At 63.8% G+C, this 17,856-nt stretch carries 17 protein-coding genes; 1 reads left to right on the top strand and 16 read right to left on the bottom strand.

The annotated features are described in order from the left end of the window. Positions 1–4 precede the first annotated feature (4 nt). The 7 genes from CBW66_RS15690 to queA all read right to left on the bottom strand — a co-directional run bounded on the left by CBW66_RS15690 (position 5) and on the right by queA (position 7,349). Positions 5–715 carry a YafY family protein gene (locus CBW66_RS15690; protein WP_170932883.1) on the bottom strand — a complete coding sequence of 237 codons (711 nt, stop codon included), beginning with the start codon at positions 713–715 and terminating at the stop codon, positions 5–7. Continuing rightward, on the bottom strand, positions 712–1,524 hold the full coding sequence (locus CBW66_RS15685) for a hypothetical protein (RefSeq protein ID WP_086138658.1): 813 nt from the start codon (positions 1,522–1,524) through the stop codon (positions 712–714). The genes CBW66_RS15690 and CBW66_RS15685 overlap by 4 nt, the downstream gene beginning before the upstream one ends. A gap of 23 nt (positions 1,525–1,547) precedes the next feature. Next, entirely contained in the window at positions 1,548–2,570 is a 1,023-nt protein-coding gene (secF, locus tag CBW66_RS15680; RefSeq protein ID WP_086138657.1) for a protein translocase subunit SecF, read from the bottom strand. Positions 2,571–2,660: 90 nt separating this feature from the next. Next, positions 2,661–4,526: a protein translocase subunit SecD gene (gene secD / locus CBW66_RS15675; RefSeq protein ID WP_086138656.1), complete on the bottom strand. Its 1,866-nt coding sequence runs from the start codon at positions 4,524–4,526 to the stop codon at positions 2,661–2,663. Between the two features lie 97 nt (positions 4,527–4,623). Then, entirely contained in the window at positions 4,624–4,956 is a 333-nt protein-coding gene (yajC, locus tag CBW66_RS15670; RefSeq protein WP_086138655.1) for a preprotein translocase subunit YajC, read from the bottom strand. 196 nt (positions 4,957–5,152) lie between these two features. After that, on the bottom strand, positions 5,153–6,292 hold the full coding sequence (gene tgt, locus CBW66_RS15665) for a tRNA guanosine(34) transglycosylase Tgt (RefSeq protein WP_086138654.1): 1,140 nt from the start codon (positions 6,290–6,292) through the stop codon (positions 5,153–5,155). 1 nt (position 6,293) lies between these two features. Next, complete coding sequence (gene queA / locus CBW66_RS15660; protein WP_086138653.1) at positions 6,294–7,349, bottom strand: tRNA preQ1(34) S-adenosylmethionine ribosyltransferase-isomerase QueA; 1,056 nt, start codon at positions 7,347–7,349, stop codon at positions 6,294–6,296. A gap of 172 nt (positions 7,350–7,521) precedes the next feature. Here queA and recG point away from each other — a divergent pair, with 172 nt between their 5' ends. Further along, complete coding sequence (recG, locus tag CBW66_RS15655) at positions 7,522–9,624, top strand: ATP-dependent DNA helicase RecG (RefSeq protein ID WP_086138652.1); 2,103 nt, start codon at positions 7,522–7,524, stop codon at positions 9,622–9,624. 184 nt (positions 9,625–9,808) lie between these two features. Here the strand turns inward: recG and CBW66_RS29700 are convergent, their stop codons facing one another. From CBW66_RS29700 to CBW66_RS15615, 9 genes are all read right to left on the bottom strand, one after another. After that, complete coding sequence (locus tag CBW66_RS29700) at positions 9,809–9,934, bottom strand: hypothetical protein (RefSeq protein WP_268992786.1); 126 nt, start codon at positions 9,932–9,934, stop codon at positions 9,809–9,811. Further along, positions 9,934–11,148 (bottom strand): MFS transporter, encoded by a 1,215-nt coding sequence (locus tag CBW66_RS15650; RefSeq protein ID WP_086138651.1) that lies wholly within the window; start codon positions 11,146–11,148, stop codon positions 9,934–9,936. Before CBW66_RS15650 ends, CBW66_RS29700 begins: the two co-directional genes overlap by 1 nt. Continuing rightward, the gene (locus tag CBW66_RS15645; RefSeq protein WP_086138650.1) at positions 11,145–12,149 is read right to left on the bottom strand and encodes a Gfo/Idh/MocA family protein; all 1,005 of its coding nucleotides are present in this window, start codon (positions 12,147–12,149) and stop codon (positions 11,145–11,147) included. Before CBW66_RS15645 ends, CBW66_RS15650 begins: the two co-directional genes overlap by 4 nt. Further along, positions 12,150–12,968 (bottom strand): DUF3025 domain-containing protein, encoded by an 819-nt coding sequence (locus CBW66_RS15640; RefSeq protein ID WP_086138649.1) that lies wholly within the window; start codon positions 12,966–12,968, stop codon positions 12,150–12,152. 6 nt (positions 12,969–12,974) lie between these two features. Further along, positions 12,975–14,027 carry a dihydroorotase gene (gene pyrC, locus CBW66_RS15635; RefSeq protein ID WP_086138648.1) on the bottom strand — a complete coding sequence of 351 codons (1,053 nt, stop codon included), beginning with the start codon at positions 14,025–14,027 and terminating at the stop codon, positions 12,975–12,977. Between the two features lie 149 nt (positions 14,028–14,176). Then, on the bottom strand, positions 14,177–15,625 hold the full coding sequence (locus CBW66_RS15630) for an amidohydrolase family protein (protein WP_230492333.1): 1,449 nt from the start codon (positions 15,623–15,625) through the stop codon (positions 14,177–14,179). A 37-nt stretch (positions 15,626–15,662) separates the two neighbouring features. Then, complete coding sequence (locus CBW66_RS15625) at positions 15,663–16,388, bottom strand: amino acid ABC transporter ATP-binding protein (RefSeq protein WP_076571831.1); 726 nt, start codon at positions 16,386–16,388, stop codon at positions 15,663–15,665. Between the two features lie 19 nt (positions 16,389–16,407). Beyond that, positions 16,408–17,100, bottom strand: a complete 693-nt coding sequence (locus CBW66_RS15620; protein ID WP_086138646.1) for an amino acid ABC transporter permease — start codon at positions 17,098–17,100, stop codon at positions 16,408–16,410. A 1-nt stretch (position 17,101) separates the two neighbouring features. Then, complete coding sequence (locus CBW66_RS15615) at positions 17,102–17,851, bottom strand: amino acid ABC transporter permease (RefSeq protein ID WP_086138726.1); 750 nt, start codon at positions 17,849–17,851, stop codon at positions 17,102–17,104. Positions 17,852–17,856: the final 5 nt, after the last annotated feature.

Raw genomic sequence — 17,856 nt, 5'->3', positions numbered from 1 at the left:
AATATCAGGATTCGGGATCAATATCATGCGCCTTGCGCCAGGCATCCAGCAGCACATGGCGGCGCGTGGGATAGCGCTCCTCGTGCTGCTGCACGCCGGCGATGCGGTCGATGCGGAAATGCCGGTAATCGCCGCGCAGCTCGCACCAGGCGGCCAGCAGGCGCTTGCCTTCGAAAAAGGCCAGGGCGAACGGCCACACCGTGCGCGAGGTGGCGCTGGCGTGCTCATCCTGATAGGCAAGCGTGAGTTTCTGTTCGTAGCGGATCGCCTCGCGCACGGGCTGCACGTAACGGTCGGCCGGGTCGTCCGGCTGCGTGCCATCGGCGGGGCGGCCCAGCGGCACCCACAGGCTGGTCCCGGCCATGCTGTCGCGCAAATCGCGCGGCGAGGCGGCCGCGATCTTGGCCAGGGCATTGCTGGCCGCCTGCGCCAGGCCCGCGTCGCCCTGCCGGCGCACCCAGCGCGCGCCCAGCACCAGCGCTTCCAATTCATCGGGCCCGAACATCAGCGGCGGCAAAAAGGCGCCGCGGCGCAGCACGTAGCCGATGCCCGCTTCGCCCTGCAACGGTGCGCCCAGTTCGGCCAGGGTCTGGATATCGCGGTAGATCGTGCGCTCGGAAACACCGAGCTGCTGCGCCAGCTGGGCCGCCGTGACGGGCACGCGCCTGGCGCGCATGGCGTCCATCAGCAGGAACAAGCGGCCGCTGCGGCTCATGGACAGTCCTGCAAGGCCTGGTCGCCCATGACGAGGGCCGACAGGGCCGGCACGTACAGATAGCCGTCGGGCGCCAGGCGAACCGCGCGCGGCCCCTCGTCCACGCCGGCGATGCCGTAGCAGCGCTGCAGCCGTGCCGCCCCCGGCCACCAGTGGACGACTGCCTCCTGGTCGGGAAAGCGCTGACGCACGCCGTCGGCCTGCGCCGCCACTTGCGCAAAATCGCGGTAAAAGGCGGGAGCAATATCCAGCTCGGCGGCAAACGCCGCTTCCATCGCCGCCGTCTCCGTCAACTGGGCCGCCAGCGCCACCGTTTCGCGCTCCAGGTCCTCGGCCGCCACGCCCGCGTCGGCCAGGGTGCGGCGCAATTGCGCCGGGCTCGCCTGCGCGCGCAGGAAGGCCGATTCCTGCAGCGCCAGCACGGCATCGGCCGGAATACGCTTGTGCCGCGCGGCCGGGAAGACATACAGGGCGCAGCTGCCCGCGCACACGGTGTCAACGGCAACATCCCACTGCTGCCGGCGCAGATAGCGGCCCAGCTGCATGGCCGCCAGCGGCTCGCCTGCATCGCTATTGACGCGCAACAGCGTCGTACCCGGCGTGGCCAGCAGCCGCAGCCTGTCCACGTCGCCCTCGGCAATCGGGCCGCGCAGGGCGATGGCGCCGCTGTCCGCACGGCTCAATTGCGCGGCACCGGCCAAGGTGCCGATGCCTGCCATGATGCCCATCACTATCAGACGCTCCAGCTTCAGCTTCATCATCATCCACCATAAAAAAAACGACCACCGCAAACGGTGATCGTTCTTCATTCGACCTGCAAAAATCCCCGCGCTTACACCACGGCGCCGTCGGTTTCGTCTTTTTCCTTGATCGGCTTGATCAAGTCTTCGCGCTTGACGCCCAGCCACATGGCGATCGAGGCCGCGACGAACACGGACGAATAAATACCGAAGCAGATACCGATGGTCAGCGCCAGCGCGAAGTGGTGCAGGGTCTGGCCGCCGAAGACCAGCATCGACAGCACCATCATCTGGGTCGAACCGTGGGTGATGATGGTACGCGAAATGGTGCTGGTGATCGCGCTGTCGATCACTTCATGCACGGTCGCCTTGCGCTGCTTGCGGAAGTTTTCGCGGATACGGTCAAAGATCACCACCGACTCGTTGACGGAATAGCCGAGCACCGCCAGGATCGCCGCCAGCACCGTCAGCGAGAATTCCCATTCGAAGAAGGCGAAGAAGCCCAGGATGATCACCACGTCGTGCAAGTTGGCGATAATGGCCGACACGGCGTATTTCCATTCGAAGCGGATGGCCAGGTAGATCATCACGCCGATAATCACCACCACCAGCGCGTTCAAGCCGTTCTGCGCCAGTTCCTCGCCCACTTGCGGGCCGACGAATTCGACTTTCTGCAAGACGACCGCTTCGCTGCCGGCGGTGTCCATGCAGGCGCTCTTGAGCACATGTTCGCCTTTGGCGGTGACGGTGTCGATGGCCTTGGTCGTGCCTTGCTCGGCCTTGCACAGCGCTTCGAAGACGCGCTGCGAGGTGTTCGCGGCGCTGACGCCCTTTTCCACCGGCAGGCGGATCATCACGTCGCGCGCCGTGTCGAAGCTGGTCACGCCCGGTTCTTCGTAGCCCATGGCGATCAGGGTGCCGCGTATGCCTTCAAGGTTGGCCGCTTTCGGGTATTTGACCTCCATCAAGGTGCCGCCCTTGAATTCGACGGACAGGTGCAAGCCCTTGTGCACCAGGAAGAAGACGGCGGCAAGGAAGGTCACGGCCGAAATCACGTTGAAAATCAACGCATGGCGCATGAAGGGAATATCTTTTTTGATCCGGAAAAATTCCATGAAATCCTCTGAGTTCTATTCTGTGCATCCGGCGGCTGGGCCGCCGGACGCGATCGCTGTTGACGCTATGGGGTGAGTCGGGGCCGTCGCTTATTTGCTGGTGCCCGGCACCCACACCGTGCCGATCGACAAGGTCGTCAGCTTTTTCTTGCGGCCATACCAGAGGTTGACCACGCCGCGCGAGACGAACACGGAGGAGAACATCGAGGTCAGGATACCGAGGCAATGCACGACGGCGAAGCCGCGCACGGGACCGCTGCCGAAGGCCAGCAGCGCCAGGCCGACGATCAGGGTGGTCACGTTCGAGTCCAGAATCGTGGCCCAGGCGCGGTCGAAACCGGCGGCGATCGCCGCTTGCGGCGTATTGCCGGCGCGCAGCTCTTCGCGGATACGTTCATTGATCAGCACGTTGGCGTCAATCGCCATGCCCAGCGCCAGCGCGATCGCGGCGATACCCGGCAAGGTGAGGGTCACCTGGATCATCGACAGCAAGCCGACCAGCAACAGCAGGTTGGTGGCCAGGGCCAGCACACTGAAGGCGCCGAACAGCATGTAGTAGGCGATCATGAAGACGGCGATGGCGATGAAGCCATACAAGGTCGAGTGGAAGCCCTTGGCGATGTTTTCCGCGCCCAGTTGCGGTCCGATCGTGCGTTCTTCGATGACGGTCATCGGTGCGGACAGGGCGCCCGAGCGCAGCAGCAGCGCCAGTTCATTCGCGTTTTCCGCGCCGCCCATGCCGGTGATCTGGAAGCGCGAACCAAGTTCCTGCTGGATGGTGGCGACCGACAGCACTTCCGGCTTGCCCTTCTCAAACAGCACGATGGCCATGCGCTTGCCCACGCGTTCGCGCGTCGCTTCGCGCATCTTGCGTCCGCCGTCGCCGTTCAGGTCGATCGACACGGCCGCTTGCTGGTTCTGGTCGAAGCTTGCCGTGGCGCTGGAAATATAGTCGCCCGTCAGGATCACGTCTTTCGCCAGCACGACAGGCACGCCTTTGCCGACAGTAAACAGTTCCGAGTTGAACGGAATGGCGCTCGACAGTTCGGTGCCAGGCACGATGCTTTCATCAACCAGGCGCACTTCCAGGGTGGCCGTGCGGCCGATGATGGCTTTCGCGCGGGCCACGTCCTGCACGCCAGGCAATTGCACCACGATGCGGTCAGGACCTTGCTGCTGGATCAGCGGCTCGGCCACGCCCAGCTCGTTGACGCGCTTGGACAGGGTGGAGATATTCTGTTTCACGCCTTCGTCGATGGTCGCTTTCAGGGCCGCCGGTTTCAGGGTGACGTTCAGTTTCAAATCGCTGCCGTCGCCCGCATCGGCGAACGCCAGTTCCGTCATCTGGTCGGACAGGACATTTTTTGCCTTCAGGCGCGTTTCCGCGTCGCGGAAGTTGATTTGCACGCTGTCGCCCACGCGCTCGATGCCGGCGTGACGGATATTCTTGTCGCGCAACACGCTGCGCGCGGCGGACTGGACGCCCTGGACTTTCTTGTTCAGTACGGCTTTCGCATCGACCTGCATCAGGAAGTGCACGCCGCCGCGCAAATCGAGGCCCAGGAACATGGGCAAGGCATGCAATTTTTGCATCCAGACGGGGGTATTGGCTTGCAGGTTGACCGTCACGATGAACGCAGGATCGCTGGCATCGGGATTGAGATCCTTTTCCAGCACCAGTTTCGCCTTGAACTGGGTATCGGGATCGGCGAAACGCACGCGCACGGAGGCGAGGTTGCCGGCGCCATCCATGGTGACACCTTCCGACTTGACGTTTTCTTTCGTCAATATTTGCTCGACTTGCGTCATCAGCTCGCCCGTCACTTTGACAGTCGACTTGCCGCTGGTTACTTGCAGCGCCGGTGACTCACCGAAATAGTTGGGCGCCGTGTAGAGTGCGCCCAGCAATAAGGCGACGACGATGATGATGTATTTCCAGGCAGGATAGCGATTCATAGTGATTCAGCGTTCAGTGTTGAGCGTCGGAGGCGTCGCGCGGGGCGGCCGATAGCCGCCCCGGGTTTATCATTGCAGGCGCAATGACAGCGAGGAATTACAGCGCCTTCAGGGTGCCTTTAGGCAGCAAGGTGGTGATGGAGCTCTTTTGCACCGTGATTTCGGTGCCGGTCGCCACTTCGATGGTGACGTAAGCGTCCACTACCTTGGAAACACGGCCCAGCATGCCGCCGGCGGTGACGACTTCGTCACCCTTGGCCAGCGCGTCCATCATCGCCCGTTGTTCTTTGGCGCGTTTTTGCTGTGGGCGGATCATCAGGAAATACATGACCACGAACATCAATACCAGCGGCAGGAAGCTGGTCAGGTTGCCGCCGAGGCCCAGGGCTTCGGTTGGGGCTTGCGCATAAGCGTTGGAAATGAAAAACACGGTGACTCCAGTTCTAATCAGTTTGAAAAAATAGCGCTGTATTCTAGCATTGGCAATCCGCCAAGCCTCCAATTGCAGGCATGGCAGCTTCAAATGGGGCTAAAAAGGCATTATGCAATGCTTTCTCGCCCCAGTCCAAGCACCAATACACAAAACTTCCGGCCATGCCGCCGCCGGGCCTCAAGCTAAGCTTTTCTTAAGTTCCGCGTGCGCGTTCGGCATGGAATTGCAGCGTAAACGCGTGGAAACGGTCTTCATCGAGCGCCTCGCGCATCTGGCGCATCAGGTCCAGGTAGTAATGCAGGTTGTGGATGGTGTTCAGGCGCGCGCCGAGGATTTCCTTGGAGCGGTGCAAATGGTGCAGATAGGCGCGCGAGAAATTGCGGCAGGCGTAGCAGCTGCAAGTGTCGTCGAGCGGCGCCTGGTCTTCCTTGTACTTGGCGTTCTTGATCTTGATGTCGCCAAAACGCGTGAACAGCCAGCCATTGCGGGCGTTACGCGTCGGCATGACGCAGTCGAACATGTCGATGCCGTTCGACACGCCCGCCACCAGGTCTTCCGGCGTGCCCACGCCCATCAGGTAATGCGGCTTGTTGGCCGGCAGGCGCGGGCCCACGTGGGCCAGCATGCGCATCATGTCTTCCTTCGGCTCGCCGACGGACAGGCCGCCGATGGCGATGCCGGGGAAATCGATCTCTTCCAACTTGGCCAGCGACTCGTCGCGCAGCATTTCGAACATGCCGCCCTGCACGATGCCGAACAGCGCATTCGGGTTTTCGCCGCGGTGGAACTCGTCCTTCGAGCGCTGCGCCCAGCGCAAGGACATGCGCATCGACTTGGCCGCTTCCTCGATGGTGGCCGGACGGCCGGCAATCTCGTACGGCGTGCATTCGTCGAACTGCATCACGATGTCGGAATTCAAGACGCGCTGCACCTGCATCGACACTTCCGGCGAGAGGAACAATTTATCGCCGTTGATGGGCGAATTGAAATGCACGCCCTCTTCCGTGATCTTGCGCATGGCACCCAGCGAAAACACCTGGAAACCGCCCGAATCCGTCAGGATCGGCTTGTTCCAGCCCATGAAGCCATGCAAGCCGCCGAATTTTTCCATGACGGTGTTGCCTGGACGCAACCACAAATGAAACGTATTGCCCAGAATGATCTGCGCATCGATCTCGTTGAGTTCCAGCGGCGACATGGCTTTCACCGAGCCGTAAGTGCCCACTGGCATGAAGATCGGCGTCTGCACGACACCATGGTTGAGTTTCAAGGTGCCGCGGCGCGCCTTGGTCAGGCCGCTCGTGTCGGTCTTGAGTAATGTAAATTCCAGCATGTCAGTCTTTCACGGGAGTATCAAGGTTCAGCGCAGCGCGTGATTGCGTGGTGAGCAGCATCGCGTCGCCATAGCTGAAGAAACGGTAGTTCTGCGCGATCGCATGCGCGTAGGCGCTGCGGATCGGCTCGTAGCCGGCAAAGGCCGACACCAGCATCAGCAGGGTCGACTTCGGCAAATGGAAGTTGGTGATCAGCCGCGTCACCGTCTTGAAGGCATAGCCGGGCGTGATGAACAGGGCCGTATCGGCGCTGCCCGCCACCAGCTGGCCGCTTTGCGAAGCCGATTCCAGCGCGCGCAGGCTGGTCGTGCCGACAGCGACGACGTCGCGCCCGGCCTGCTGCGCGGCGCGCACGGCATCGACGGTTTCCTGCGGCAGGGTGTACCACTCGGTATGCATCTTGTGTTCGGCCAGCACCTCGGTGCGCACGGGCTGGAAGGTGCCGGCGCCCACGTGCAGGGTCACATAGGCAAAGTGGACGCCCTTGGCCTTCAATTGATCGAGCAGGGCCTGGTCGAAATGCAGGCCCGCCGTCGGCGCGGCGACAGCGCCGGGCACCTTGTTGAAGACCGTCTGGTAGCGCGTCTCGTCGAATGCATCCGCATCGTGCTCGATATACGGCGGCAGCGGCAGGCGGCCATGCGCCTCGATCAGCTCGAACACGTCGGCCTCGAAGTGCAGGGTAAAGAACTCGCCGGCGCGCTGGCCGACGGTGACGTCGAAAGCGTCGGCCAGGCGGATGCGGCAGCCGGGCGGCGGCGACTTCGACGCGCGCACCTGGGCCAGCACGGTGCGCTCGTCGAGCACGCGTTCGACCAGCGCCTCGATCTTGCCGCCGCTTTCCTTGACGCCAAAGAAGCGCGCTTTCAGCACGCGCGTATCGTTCATCACCAGCAGATCGCCCGCCTGCAACAGCCCGACGATATCGGCGAACTGGCGGTCCACCAGGGCGTCGCCGTCCAGGTGCAACAGGCGCGAGGCGCTGCGCTCGGCCAACGGAGTTTGCGCAATGTTTTCTTGCGGCAAATTAAAATCGAAATCGGAAAGCGAATACATGGCTTCAAAAGTACGTCAAAAATGATTCGGAGTGCGCAATGGAACATCTGGCACTATACTGTGCGCCTATACAGGCATTACAATAATCCGCCGCAACAATTTACGACTGCGGTACGCACAGGGTGTGCCGGACAACCCTCTATTTTACGCTAGCGGCACCAAAACTTCCCATATGCCTGATCCAAAGCCCGATCTTCCCCCCGCGCCCAAGCCCCCTGCGAAGCCGAAAGCCGTCAAAAAGGTGGTCAGCACGGAAAGCCGGCTGGCCAAGCTGGGCTTGCGCACGGATATGGATCTGGTGCTGCACCTGCCGATGCGCTACGAGGACGAAACCAAGGTCTACACGATACGCGACGCCTGCCAGCGCGGCGGCGAGTCGTGGCAGGTCGAGGGGATCGTCACCAAGTGCGAGGTCAATTTCAAGCCGCGCAAGCAGCTGCTGGTGACGATCGCCGACGAAACGGGCAATTTGCTGCTGCGCTTCATGAATTTCTATGGCAGCCAGGTCAAGCAGCTGGCCGAGGGCACGCGGGTACGCGCGCGCGCCGAGCTCAAACACGGCTTTTTCGGCGCCGAGATGGTGCACCCGACGTATAAGGTGGTCAACGAGGGCGCGCCGCTGCCCACGGCCCTGACGCCCGTGTACCCGTCCGGCGAAGGCCTGTCGCAGCACGTGCTGCGGCGCGAGATCGCCGACGCCATGCGCCGCATCGACTGGCAAGACACCTTGCCGGAGCCACTGCTGCGCCAGATGCAGCTGTCGCCGTTCCGCGCCGCCGTGCACCTGCTGCACTATCCGCCGCAGGACATCGATGAAAGCGCGCTGATGGACCGCTCGCACCCGGCCTGGGTGCGCATGAAGTTCGATGAACTGCTGGCGCAGCAGCTGTCGCTCAAACGCGCCCAGCGCGCGCGCCGCTCGAAGGGCGCCGCCTCCTTGCCCGTCGTCGGCACCTTGTCGAACGCCTTCGGCGCCGCCCTGCCCTTCAAGCTGACGGGCGCGCAGGCGCGCGTGCTCGAGGAAATCCGCGCCGACCTGCGCCAGCCGTATCCGATGCAGCGCCTGCTGCAAGGCGACGTCGGCAGCGGCAAGACGGTGGTGGCGGCGTTGTCCGCCACGCAGGCCATCGACAGCGGCTACCAGGCCGCGCTGATGGCGCCCACGGAGATTCTGGCCGAGCAGCACTTCCGCAAGATCGCCGCCTGGATGGAGCCGCTGGGTGTGAAGGTAGCGTGGCTGACGGGCAGCCTGAAGAAAAAGGAAAAGACGGCGGCGCTGGCCCTGATCGAATCGGGCGAAGCGCAGCTGGTGATCGGCACGCATGCGCTGATCCAGGATAACGTGCTGTTTGCCAAGCTGGGCCTGGTGATCGTCGACGAGCAGCACCGCTTCGGCGTGGGCCAGCGCCTGACCCTGCGCAACAAGGGCGACAGCGCGGCCGTGCCGCACCAGCTGATGATGTCGGCCACGCCGATCCCGCGCACCCTGGCCATGACGTATTACGCCGACCTGGAAGTGTCCGTGATCGACGAGCTGCCGCCCGGCCGCAGCCCCATCGTCACGCGCGCCATCGACCAGAACCGGCGCGACGAAGTCATCGCCCGCGTCTACGCGGCCGCGCTGGAAGGCCGGCAGGTGTACTGGGTCTGCCCGCTGATCGAGGAATCGGAAGCGCTGCAGCTGCAGACGGCCACCGACACCTACATGATGCTGGCCGAAGCCCTGCCCGCGCTGCAGGTGGGCCTCGTGCACGGCCGCTTGAAGCCGGCGGAAAAGCAGGAAGTGATGGACGCTTTCATCGCCGGCCATATCCACGTGCTGGTGGCCACCACCGTCATCGAGGTGGGCGTCGACGTGCCGAATGCTTCGCTGATGGTGATCGAGCACGCCGAGCGTTTCGGCCTGTCGCAGCTGCACCAGCTGCGCGGCCGCGTGGGCCGCGGCTCGGCGGCCAGCGTCTGCCTGCTGCTGTATCAAGGCCCCCTGGGCGGCGTGGCGCGCCAGCGCCTGATGACCATGCGCGAGACGACCGACGGTTTTGAAATCGCCCGCCGCGACCTGGAAATCCGTGGTCCCGGGGAATTCCTCGGCGCGCGCCAGTCGGGCCAGGCCATGCTGCGCTTCGCCGACCTGGAAACGGACCAATGGCTGGTCGACCAGGCGCGCGACGTGGCACACGACCTGCTGCACGCCACCACAACGGCCGCCGCCACCACCGTGGAAGCGCACCTGGCGCGCTGGCTGGGTGGGAAAGAGGAATTTTTGAAGGTGTAAATCCGGTATTGCTGGCTTCTAGGTGCTGTCGGATTACGCGCTGCGCGCTAATCCGACCTATGCACAGACACACGGACGCAAACGGTAGGTCAGGTAGGTCGGATTAGCGGGGCCGCCGAGGCGTAGCGTAATCCGACTTCGAGGCTAATCCCATTTTTCGCCAACGTCTTTGCGCCCGCGCAGCCTACATGCACATCCAGAAGCGGTTCGCCAGGTCGAGCATGAAATCGGGCCGCAGGTAGGCCAGGAAGACGAGAGCCAGCAGCGCGGCGCCGGCCAGGCGCCACAGCCATGTGCGCCAGTGAGCCATTACGCGGCCACCGCCACGCGCTTGACGGCGCGCTCGTCGATGGGCAGGTTGATCAGCGCGGCCAGCAAGCCCAGGCCAATGGTGATCATCCACACGACGTGGTAACTGCCCTGGTGCTCGTACAGGTAGCCGCCCAGCCACGCCCCGAGGAAACTGCCCACCTGGTGCGAGAAGAACACCATCCCGGCCAGCATCGACAGGTGCTTGACGCCGAAGATCCCGGCGATGATGCCGTTCGTCAGCGGCACGGTCGACAGCCACAGCACGCCCATGCCGGCGGCGAACAGGTACACCGACCACGCCGACAAGGGCGCCAGCAGGAACACGGTGATGACCACGGCGCGCGTCACGTAGATGGCCGACAGCAGATAGCGCTTGGCGATCTTGCCGCCGAGTTTGCCCGCATAGTAGGAGCCGACGATGTTGAACAGGCCGATCAGGGCCAGCGCCGTGACGGCGACGTTCGGATTCATCAGGCCCTGGTCCTTCAGGTAGGCCGGCAGGTGCACGCCGATGAACACCAGCTGGAAGCCGCACACAAAATACCCGGCCAGCAGCAGCCAGAACGAACGGCTGGCAATCGCCTCGCTGAAGGCGGCGCCCACGCTTTGCTGCGGACCGCTGGCGTGCGAGACGGGCGGCTCGCGCAGGTAGAAGGCCATCGGGATCATCGCCAGCAGCACCAGCGCGGCCAGCACATAAAAGGCGTTTTGCCAGCCCACGGCGGAGATCAGCTGCTGCTCCACCGGCATCATCAGGAACTGGCCGAACGAGCCTGCCGCCGACGAAATGCCGAAGGCCCACGAGCGCTGCTCGGGCGGCGCGCTGCGGCCGATGATGCCGCTGATGGCGCCAAAAGCCGTGCAGGCCAGCGCCAGGCCGATGAAGATGCCGGAACCGACAATGAACAGGGTGGGCTGCGTCACGAGCGCCATCCACACCAGGCCGGCCATGTAGCTAATAGCGCCGACGATGACGACGCGCATGGTGCCGAAACGGTCGGCCGCCATGCCGGCGAACGGACCGAAGACGCCCCACATCAGGTTTTGCATGGCCAGCGCCAGCGAATACGTTTCGCGCGTCCAGCCGTTGGCTTGCGAGATCGGCTGCATCCAGAAGCCCAGGCCGTGGCGCACGCCCATCGCCAGGGTCAGGACGACGCCGCTGGCGATGAGGACGGTTTTCAGGCTGGGACGCGATGAGGGCAATGTCATGGGGTTCCTGTTCTCGCCTGGTCGGCTTGGTAGACGAGGCCGATCTGGCCGCGCATGGTGTCGAGGTTGTGCATCAGCGCCACGCTGTCGGCGTGCGGCATGACGGGGCTTTCCAGCAGGCCGGCGCGGATGCAGCGCATCGCTTCGATCGCCTCGTGCGCGTAGCCATTGCCCAGATGCGGCGCGGCGACGACGCGGCTTGTGCCATCCATCGCTTCGACGATCAGGTGGTCGGGCTTGTAAAAACGGCTGGGCAGGCGGATGCGGCCCAGGCTGCCGGAAATGGTCATTTCCGTCGGCGTCTGCGCGCGCAGGCTGCAGGCGCAGGACGAGGTGCCTCCGCCCGCGTGCAGCAGCGAGAACACCACCTGTTCATCGACGCCGGTGGCGCCCATCTCGGCCAGCGCCTGCACCTGCGATACCGGGCCGAGGAAGAAGGCCGCCATCGACAGCGGATAGATGCCCACGTCGAGCAGTGCTCCGCCGCCGAGTTCGGGATTGAAGATGCGGTGCTCGGGCGGGAAGTGGGCGACAAAACCGATATCGGCCTGTACCTGCCGCAGCACGCCGATCTCGCCGCTGGCGATGATGCGTTTGGCTTCCTGCACGGCGGGCAGAAAGCGGCTCCACATGGCTTCCATCAAAAACAGCTTTTTATCGCGCGCCAGGTCGGCCACGGCCTGCGCTTCGCGCGCGTTCATCGTGAACGGTTTTTCGCACACGACGTGCTTGCCGGCGGCCAGGCACATCAGGGCATTTTCCGCATGCAGGGTGTGCGGCGTGGCGATGTAGATCACGTCCACGCCGGGATCGTCCGCCAGCGCCTGGTAGGAGCCGTGACAACGCTCGATGCCGAATTCGGTGCCGAAGGCTTGCGCGCCGGCGCCGCTGCGCGAGGCGACCGCCACCAGCTGCGCGCCCGGTGCATCGCGCAGGCCATTGGCCATCGCGCGCGCGATCTTGCCGGTGCCGAGGATGCCCCAGCGGACGGTATTTTCCATCTATTGATCTCTTTCTGCGCCAGCCACCTTGCGCTTCGGGCGGAACACCGCCGCGTCATTGTAAAAATCGTCGTCCTGGCCTTCACACCAGCCGGGCAAACCGAGCACCGGCAGCGGCGTGAAGTCGGCCGTGGTGAGGCCTTGCTGCGCCAGGTCCTGCGCCACCCGCTCGTCGAGCCAGGCGCGGCGCGCCGCGTCGTCGAGCGCAAAGTAGGCGTCGCCGGCGAAGATCACGCGCGTATGCGCGGTGATGGCCTTGCGCGGCGCCACCAGTTTTTCCATCAGCGCGTGGCCGAACAGCCAGACTTCGGCGTCGCCGCCCGCGCCAAATTTCTCGCGCTGCGCGATAAAGGCGCTGCGCCAGTCATGCCCGCGCAGTGCCGTTTCCAGCGCGCGTCCCGCGTCGCTGTCGCGCAGCACCAGCAAGGCGGAATTTTCGTCAAAAATCGTCGCGCCGTCGCGTGCCGGGCCGCGCGATTTGCCGACGCCGGACAGGCCGATCTGCGCCGCCTGCAGCGCATTCAATTGCCGCTTGATGCGGGGGAAGGTCAGCCACACGAGCGCATTGAAAAAATCGTGCAGGTTGTCGCGCGTGGGCACGCCGCCCGTGGCGCCGATGAACTCTTCGTAGGCCACGCCTTCGGGCAGGTCCGCCTGCGGCACGAAGGCCAGCGGCAGGCCGGATGGATTGCGCAAGTCCAGCATCCGCGCCCGTCCGTTCAGCGCGGCGATCACCGTGTCGCGCTGCAGGTCCAGCTGCCGTCGCGCCGGCAGCACCGTGGCAAACCAGGGGCGGGTCCAGTCTATCGATGGCAGCATGAACGCTTAGACCATTTTCCAGTTGATCTGCTCGCCCGCGTTGAGCGGAATCACGTGGCTGTCGCCCAGTGGCAGCGAGGCCGGCAAGGTCCAGCTTTCGCGGCGCAGGGTGATGGTATCCGTGTTGCGCGGCACGCCGTAGAAGGCGGGGCCGTGGAAGCTGGCGAACGCTTCCAGTTTATCGAGCGCGCCGGCCCGTTCGAACGCTTCCGCATACATTTCCATCGCATGCAGGGCCGTGTAGCAACCGGCGCAGCCGCAAGCCATTTCCTTGGCGCCTTGCGCGTGCGGCGCCGAGTCGGTGCCGAGGAAGAAGCGCTCGTCACCGCTGGCGGCCGCCGTCATCAGCGCCAGGCGGTGCTCTTCGCGCTTGAGGATGGGCAGGCAGTAGTAATGGGGGCGGATGCCGCCCTTGAAAATCTCGTTGCGGTTGTACAGCAGATGGTGTGCCGTGATGGTGGCGGCGATCGGGCCTTCCGCTTCGGCCACGTACTGCGCCGCATCCTTGGTGGTGATGTGTTCGAACACGACGGACAGGGCCGGGAAGGCGCTGCGCAGCGGACGCATCACGCGCTCGATGAAGACGGCTTCGCGGTCGAAAATGTCGATTTCCGGATCCGTCACTTCGCCGTGCACGAGGAAGGGCATGCCCACTTCCTGCATCACTTCGAGCACCTTGTAGCAATTCTTCAAATCCGTCACGCCCAGGTCGGAATTGGTGGTGGCGCCGGCCGGATAGAGTTTCACGGCCTGCACGATGCCGCTGTCCTGCGCGCGGCGGATTTCATCGGGCGAGGTGTTGTTCGTCAGGTACAGCACCATCAGCGGATCGAAGTTCACGCCTTCCGGCACGGCGGCCAGGATGCGCTCGCGGTAGGCCGCGGCATCGGCCGTGGTGGTGACCGGGGGTTTGAGGTTCGGCATGACGATGGCGCGGCCGAACTGGCGTGCACTGTGCGGCAGGACGCTGGCCATGACGGCGCCGTCGCGCAGGTGCAAATGCCAGTCGTCTGGACGGGTGATGGTGATGGAATCTGGGGTGTGATCGAGTGTGGACATGGCGGCTGCTCTCAGGCGGTCATTGCGGATAGCGCCATTTTACCAGCCGCAGGACCGTCCCGCCCGCCGGGAGAGCCCGCGCATGCTGGCTGGCAGACGGCAAAACGGCCGGTATCACCCGGCCGTTTTAACTAAAAGAACGAAGAGCATCAGGACTTGGCCGGCACCGTTTCCTGCTGCGCCACCCAGGCGCGGATCTCGGCCAGCATCCGGTCCAGCGCGGCGCGGTCGTACACGCGGCCACGGCTGACCACCAGGCGGATCTGGCGCGTGGCGCCGATGTCCTGCAGCGGGTTCGCGTCAAGCACCAGCAAATCGGCCGCCTTGCCAGCCGCCACGCTGCCGTAGCGCTCCAGCTTGCCCAGGAATCGGGGGCCGTTGATGACGGCCGACTGCAAGGCTTGCTGCGGCGTCAGGCCGTACTGCACGTACAGGCCGATTTCATCGTGCAGGGCCTGGCCCGGATAGTCGAAGGAGTTCAAGAAACCCGCATCGGTGCCGGCGATGATGCTCACGCCCTGCTGCCGCAGAATCGGCAGCAGCTTTGCCGATTGCTCGAACTGCGCGTGGCGCTGGGCGATCGCTTCCGGTCCATCCTTGGCGGCGCGCTGCACGCGCCAGTCGTAGGTGGCGCGCAAGCCCTTGCCGATGTACTGCAGGGCAGGATCGTGCGTATGGTCTTCTCGGTCCAGGTAAGCCGTCACGCGCGAACCCCACAGGGTGGGCACGATGGCCGTGCCGCGCGCGGCCAGGTAGCTGAAGGCCTTGCGCGCCGTCGGCTCGTCGTAGCTTTGCAGGCTTTCGCGCATGGCTTCCTTGCCCGTCATCGCGCCGGCGGCCACCATGGCCGTCAGTTCCTGTTCGCGCGGCGTGGTGGCGCGCAGCAGATACGATTGATGTTCGATCGTGCCCAGGCCAGCATCGGCCATCTGCGCCAATGTCAGCTGCACCGGGATATGGCCCGAGGTGCGCATGCCCCGTTCGCGCGCCTGGTGCAAGGCTTCCAGGTACAGCTCCGGCTTCAGGGTGTTTTCCGTGATCTTCACGAAGTCCACTTGCTGCGCCTGCAGGCCATCGAGCGCGCGCGTGACTTCCTGCGGCGTGCCCACTTCGATGGTGCCCTTCCACAGCGGCTTGATGCCTTCGAGCTTGGCGCCGGAGGTGAAGATGGTCGGACCTTGCAGCTGGCCCGCGTTGATCTGCCGGCGCCATGCCAGCACCGTGTCGGGCAAGTCGCCCGAACAGTCGCGCACCGTGGTGATGCCATGCGCCAGGTACAAGGGCAGCAGTTGCTTGTTCTCGTCGATCAGCTCGGGGCCGCCGCCGAAATGCACGTGCGTATCCCACAGACCCGGCATCAGATATTTGCCGGGCAGGCGGATGGTGCGCTTCGGCGCGTAGCTGCGCAGCTGCGCGTCATCGACGACGGCGACGATGCTGTCGCCCTTGAGCAGCACGGTCTGGCCCTTGACGGCGCGGCCGGCGGCCACGTCGATCACGCTGGCGTCGCGCAGGGCGATGTCGACGGCGATCTTGTCGGCCGCATGGGCATGAGCCAGCAGGCCCAGCGCCAGCATGGCGCCGGTGATGTGTTTCATGTCAGGCATTCGTACTCAACGTCAAAGTGATGGAAAATTAATGGATGATCTTGGCGAGGAAATCGCGCGCGCGGTCCGAGCGCGTCGTATTGAAGAAGTCATCCTTGCTGCAATCCTCGATGATCTTGCCCTGGTCCATGAAGACGATGCGGTTCGCCACGCGCCGGGCAAAACCCATTTCGTGCGTGACGACCATCATCGTCATGCCTTCCTGCGCCAGGCCCACCATCACGTCGAGCACTTCGTTGATCATCTCCGGGTCGAGCGCCGATGTCGGCTCGTCGAACAGCATGGCGATCGGGTCCATCGACAGCGCGCGGGCGATCGCCACGCGCTGCTGCTGGCCGCCCGACAGCTGGCCGGGGAACTTGTCCTGCTGCGACAGCAGGCCCACGCGGTCCAGGTATTTCAAGCCCTTGGCATTGGCTTCGTCGGCGCTGCGGCCCAGCACCTTGATCTGGCCGATGGTCAGGTTTTCGCGGATCGACAGATGCGGGAACAGCTCAAAATTCTGGAACACCATGCCGATGCGCGCGCGCAGTTTCGACAGATTCGTTTTCGGATCGTTGACGGTGATGCCGTCGACGATGATCTGCCCCTGCTGGATCGGTTCCAGGCCGTTGACGGTCTTGATCAGGGTCGACTTGCCGGAGCCGGACGGGCCGCAAATGACCATCACGTCGCCCTTGGCGACATTGGTGGTGCAATCGGTCAGTACCTGGAACTGGCCATACCATTTGCTGACGTTATTGAGTTCAATCATCTTGTTCTTTCTTTTACGGTTAGCGAATGATGGCGACGCGTTTCTGCAGGCGTTTTACCAGGAACGACAAGGCATAGCACAGCACGAAATACACGACGGCGACAAACACGTACATCTCCACCAGGCGGCCGTCGCGCTGCGCGATCTTTGATGCGGCGCCGACAAAATCGGGAATCGACAGCACGTACACGAGCGACACGTCCTGGAACAGCACGATGGTTTGCGTCAGCAGCACGGGGATCATGTTGCGGAACGCTTGCGGCAGCACGATATTGCCCATGGTTTGCCGGTAGTTCATGCCCAGAGCCTGTCCCGCCCACACCTGGCCGCGCGGAATCGACTGTATGCCGCTGCGCATGATCTCGCAATAGTAGGCCGCCTCGAACATGATGAAGGTGATCAGCGCGGAAGAAAACGCGCCCACTTTCACAGGTTCGTTGGCGCCGATGATCCAGGCGGCGATATACGGCACCAGGAAGTAGAACCAGAAGATCACCAGCACCAGCGGGATCGAGCGTATCAGGTTGACGTAGCTCGACGCCACGCCCGAGATGAGGCGGTTGCCGGACAGGCGCATCAGCGCCAGCAGGGTACCCAGCACGATGCCGCCCACCATGGCCAGCGCCGTCAGTTTCAGGGTAAACACCATGCCGGTCTGGAACAGGTAAACCCACGAGCGCGAAATGACGTCGAAGTCGAAATTACCGAACATATCAGTGCCCTCCCGTCTTGGCGCCGGCGACGATGAAGCCGGGGATGGCGACCTTTTTCTCGATCAGGTGCATCAGCACCACGACCAGCAGGTTGACGACGATGTAGATGATGGTGGCGGCCGAAAACGCCTCGAATACCTGGAAGGAAAACTCCTGGATGGCGCGCGCGCTGGCCGTCAGTTCGATCAGGCCGATGGTCAGCGCCACGGAACTGTTCTTGATGATGTTCAAAAATTCGCTGGTCAGCGGCGGCAGGATGACGCGCGCGGCCATCGGCAGCAAAATGAAACGGTAGGTTTGCGGCAGGGTCAGGCCCAGTGCCGTGCCGGCCAGTTTCTGCCCGCGCGGCAGCGCCTCAATGCCCGTCGTCACCTGCACGGCCACGCGCGAGGAGGTGAAAAAGCCCAGGCACAGCACGGCCGTGACGAACGGTGCGTTCGGCAGCGACTTGACCCAGGTGCCCAGGTCAGGCGGCAGCAGTTCCGGCATGACGAAATACCAGAGGAACATCTGCACCAGCAGCGGCACGTTGCGGAACAGTTCAACGTAGGCATTGGCCACGCCCACCAGCCATTTGTTCGGCAAGGTGCGGATGGTGCCGACCACCAGGCCCAATATCAATGCCATGATCCAGGCCGCACCGGCCGTGGCCAGGGTCCAGACCAGGCCGGACCACAAGGTGTCCATATACGTGCCCACGCCATCGGGAGAAATCTCCCAGAAGATGCGCCAATTCCAGTTGTAATTCATGATCA

Origin of the sequence: Janthinobacterium sp. GW456P (assembly GCF_002127655.1) — a bacterium.
In the GTDB taxonomy this organism is placed as follows: Bacteria; Pseudomonadota; Gammaproteobacteria; order Burkholderiales; family Burkholderiaceae_D; genus Janthinobacterium.
Note: the sequence above shows the minus strand (reverse complement) of the source record. Positions and strands in the feature narration are given on the sequence as shown.